Annotated in this window: 4 protein-coding genes; all 4 read left to right on the top strand. The window is 63.4% G+C overall.

What is annotated here, in order from left to right; all coding sequences use genetic code 11:
* Positions 1-591: DMT family transporter (locus AB5767_RS09990; protein WP_368132616.1), on the top strand; the 591-nt coding region annotated here is incomplete at its 5' end.
* 88 nt (positions 592-679) lie between these two features.
* Positions 680-1,405 carry a uracil-DNA glycosylase gene (locus tag AB5767_RS09985; protein WP_368132615.1) on the top strand — a complete coding sequence of 242 codons (726 nt, stop codon included), beginning with the start codon at positions 680-682 and terminating at the stop codon, positions 1,403-1,405.
* An 80-nt stretch (positions 1,406-1,485) separates the two neighbouring features.
* Positions 1,486-1,977 (top strand): helix-turn-helix domain-containing protein, encoded by a 492-nt coding sequence (locus AB5767_RS09980; protein WP_368132614.1) that lies wholly within the window; start codon positions 1,486-1,488, stop codon positions 1,975-1,977.
* Between the two features lie 20 nt (positions 1,978-1,997).
* Positions 1,998-2,786 carry an IS3 family transposase gene (locus tag AB5767_RS09975; RefSeq protein WP_368132613.1) on the top strand — a complete coding sequence of 263 codons (789 nt, stop codon included), beginning with the start codon at positions 1,998-2,000 and terminating at the stop codon, positions 2,784-2,786.
* The last annotated feature ends 40 nt before the right edge of the window (positions 2,787-2,826 follow it).

Genomic DNA, 2,826 nt, shown 5'->3' with positions numbered 1-2,826 from the left:
TCCGCATCTGATGGTGTCGACGTCAATGGTATACGGGTGCACCATCGACGTCTTCAATACAGAAAATATCAGTGCGGTATGTTGCTGCTCTCGGGCGCCGACTTCACCAGCCTGAATCCCGGCGCAATCATCATGCTGCTCTCGGCCTTTATCTATGCCAGCCACATTATCGTGGCCAAGCGCTTTGTCGAAGAAGTCGATCCGCTGGCTCTGGGCGTTTGGCAGCTAGGCTTTGGCGGTTTGTTCTCGGGCGTCACGGCATTCACCTTTGGCGGCTTCACGCTTCCCAGCACGCCGGGCGAGATCGTGGTCGTCGTCACGCTCGCGCTTATCTGCTCTGCCTACGGCTTTATCACCCAGACGCTCGTGCAGCCCCACGTGCCCGCCGAGACCACCGGCTTTGCCTTCTCGCTCGAGCCGGTCTGCTCCGCTGTCTTCTCGTTCTTCCTAGTCGGCGAGGTCCTGAGCCCCATCGCCTTCCTGGGTGCAGCTCTCATCCTCACCGGCGTCATGGCGGCAACCGTCGAGCTTCCGCGCCTCCGCGCACATGGACGCGCTCGTATGGCAGGAGCGCCCGAGCGCGCCTCGTAGACCCCGCTCTTCATGCAGCCGCGGCATAAAGGCAACCGGTGCGCCTTTACAATAGATGCCAACAGAGCATCTGCCATAAAGGAGCCCCATGGACACCGCAACCCGCGACCGCAACATAGCAACTTGGTTGGGCAATGCGCCGCAGCCGGTACGTGACACTACGAACCAGCTGCTCGAGCGCATCGCCCTTTTGCGTGCCGAGCAGACCATCTACCCGGCACAAGACGACATCCTCAATGCCCTCGCCTACACGCCGGCCGACCAGGTCAAAGTTGTCATCTTGGGTCAGGACCCCTATCACGGACCCAACCAGGCCATGGGGCTGTCGTTCTCGGTCCCCGCGACGCAAACCAAGTTGCCGCCGAGCCTGCGCAACATCTATAAGGAGCTCAAAGCCGATCTGGGCTGCCCCATTCCCGCCACGGGAGACCTAACCCCATGGGCACAACAGGGCGTCCTGCTTCTCAACACTACGCTCACCGTGCGCGAACATGCCGCCAACTCACACGCCAAACTAGGCTGGAGCACGCTCACCGACTACGTTATCGAACGCTGCTGCCAGCTGCCCCAGCCGGTCGTCTTTTTGGCATGGGGTCGCTTTGCCCAGCAGATGGTCGAAGGCAAGATCGTCGCAACTGGTGCGGGCAAGACAACCGGCAAGTTCTGCCTGGCCTCTACGCACCCCTCGCCGCTTTCGGCCAACCGTGCCACGGCAGAACTCCCCGCCTTTATGGGATCGCGTCCCTTCTCGGCAGCCAATCGGCTACTCGAACAGCACGGCTCGGCCCCCGTCAACTGGACTTGCCTCGGCTAAAAATCGATACATCAAAAACGCGCCCGACGGCTTTCTGAACTGCCTCCCATTTCTTGGACATGAGAAATGGGAGGCTTTTTATGCGTGTCGACTTGAGGGTGAAGCACGACATCGAGGCCAGGAAGGCGGCGATCGGGCTCTTCGAGCAAGGCCACGGCTACAAGTCTGCGGCGAAGGCGCTGTCGGTCCCGCGCGGAACCGTGAGACAATGGCTCTGCGTATACCGGTCGTTCGGAAGCGAGGTGCTGCTATCCATGGACGGCAAGCAGGCCAGGTACACATACGAGCAGAAGGTCGCCGCAGCCTTCGCCGTGGTCGACGGCGGCATGACGAAGGCCGAGGCGATGGCGGCGTTCGGCATAATGTCGATGTCGCCGCTCAAGAGATGGTGCGCGCTCTACCGCCGGGGCGGCGCGGAGGCCCTGCGCCCGAGGCCCAAGGGCCGGCCGAGCGGTTCCAAGGCGAGGCCGCGGACCCGCGAGGAGGAGCTCGAGGAGCGCTGCCGAAGGCTCGAGACCGAGGTGGCCTACCTAAAAAAATTGCGTGCCCTGGTCGAGAGGGACGGGCTCTGACCAGGGCGAAGGTCGAGGCCGTGAGGGTCCTGCGCGAAGAGGGGCACGGGCTGGGGCGCCTGCTGGAGTGCGCCGGCATGGCCCGGTCCAGCTACTACTACGCGCTGTCGCACCCGAAGGCTCCCACCAGGCCCGAGCTCTGGGAGGCCGCCGCCGAGATATTCTCGCGCACCGCCAACGGGTGCGGCCACAGGCAGATCGCCATGTGCCTGCGCGCCGAGCAGGGCGTGCGCATAGCCTACAAGACCGTGCTGAAGATGATGCGCGAGATGGGCATCAGCTGCGGGATCCGCCGCGAGACCGACTACCACAGGTACAACTCGTACAGGGGCAAGGTCGGAAAGACCTTCGAGAACGTCATCGGGCGCGACTTCGCCGCCGACGGGCCGTGGGAGAAGATGGGCACCGACGTCACCGAGTTCAAACAGCCCTGGGGCAAGGCCTACTTCGCGCCGGTCTACGACTTCGGCAGCAAGGAGATCGTCGCCTGGTCCACGTCGCTGCACCCCAACATGGCTCAGCAGCACGAGCTGCTCGACCAGCTCGTGTCCAAGAAGCCCAAGGGCTCCAGGCCGATCCTGCACTCGGACATGGGCTGGCAGTACCAGCAGGCCGGTTGGTGCAGGCGGTTGGAGGAGGCCGGCGTGGTGCAGAGCATGTCCCGGAAGGGCAACTGCATCGACAACGGCGCGACGGAGCAGGTGTTCGGCCACATCAAGGACGAGTTCTTCCGCGGAAGGACGTGGCCGGACTTCGAGTCCTTCAAGGCGGAGGTTGATTTCCGATCTCAGCCGAACACATTGAGCTGATGGCTCGCTCCCGCAGTTAGCCGAACGCCCCCGCGGCCCC

Source organism: Collinsella aerofaciens (genome assembly GCF_040926265.1).
GTDB lineage: Bacteria > Actinomycetota > Coriobacteriia > Coriobacteriales > Coriobacteriaceae > Collinsella > Collinsella aerofaciens_BB.
This window is presented reverse-complemented; position numbering and strand designations above follow the sequence as displayed.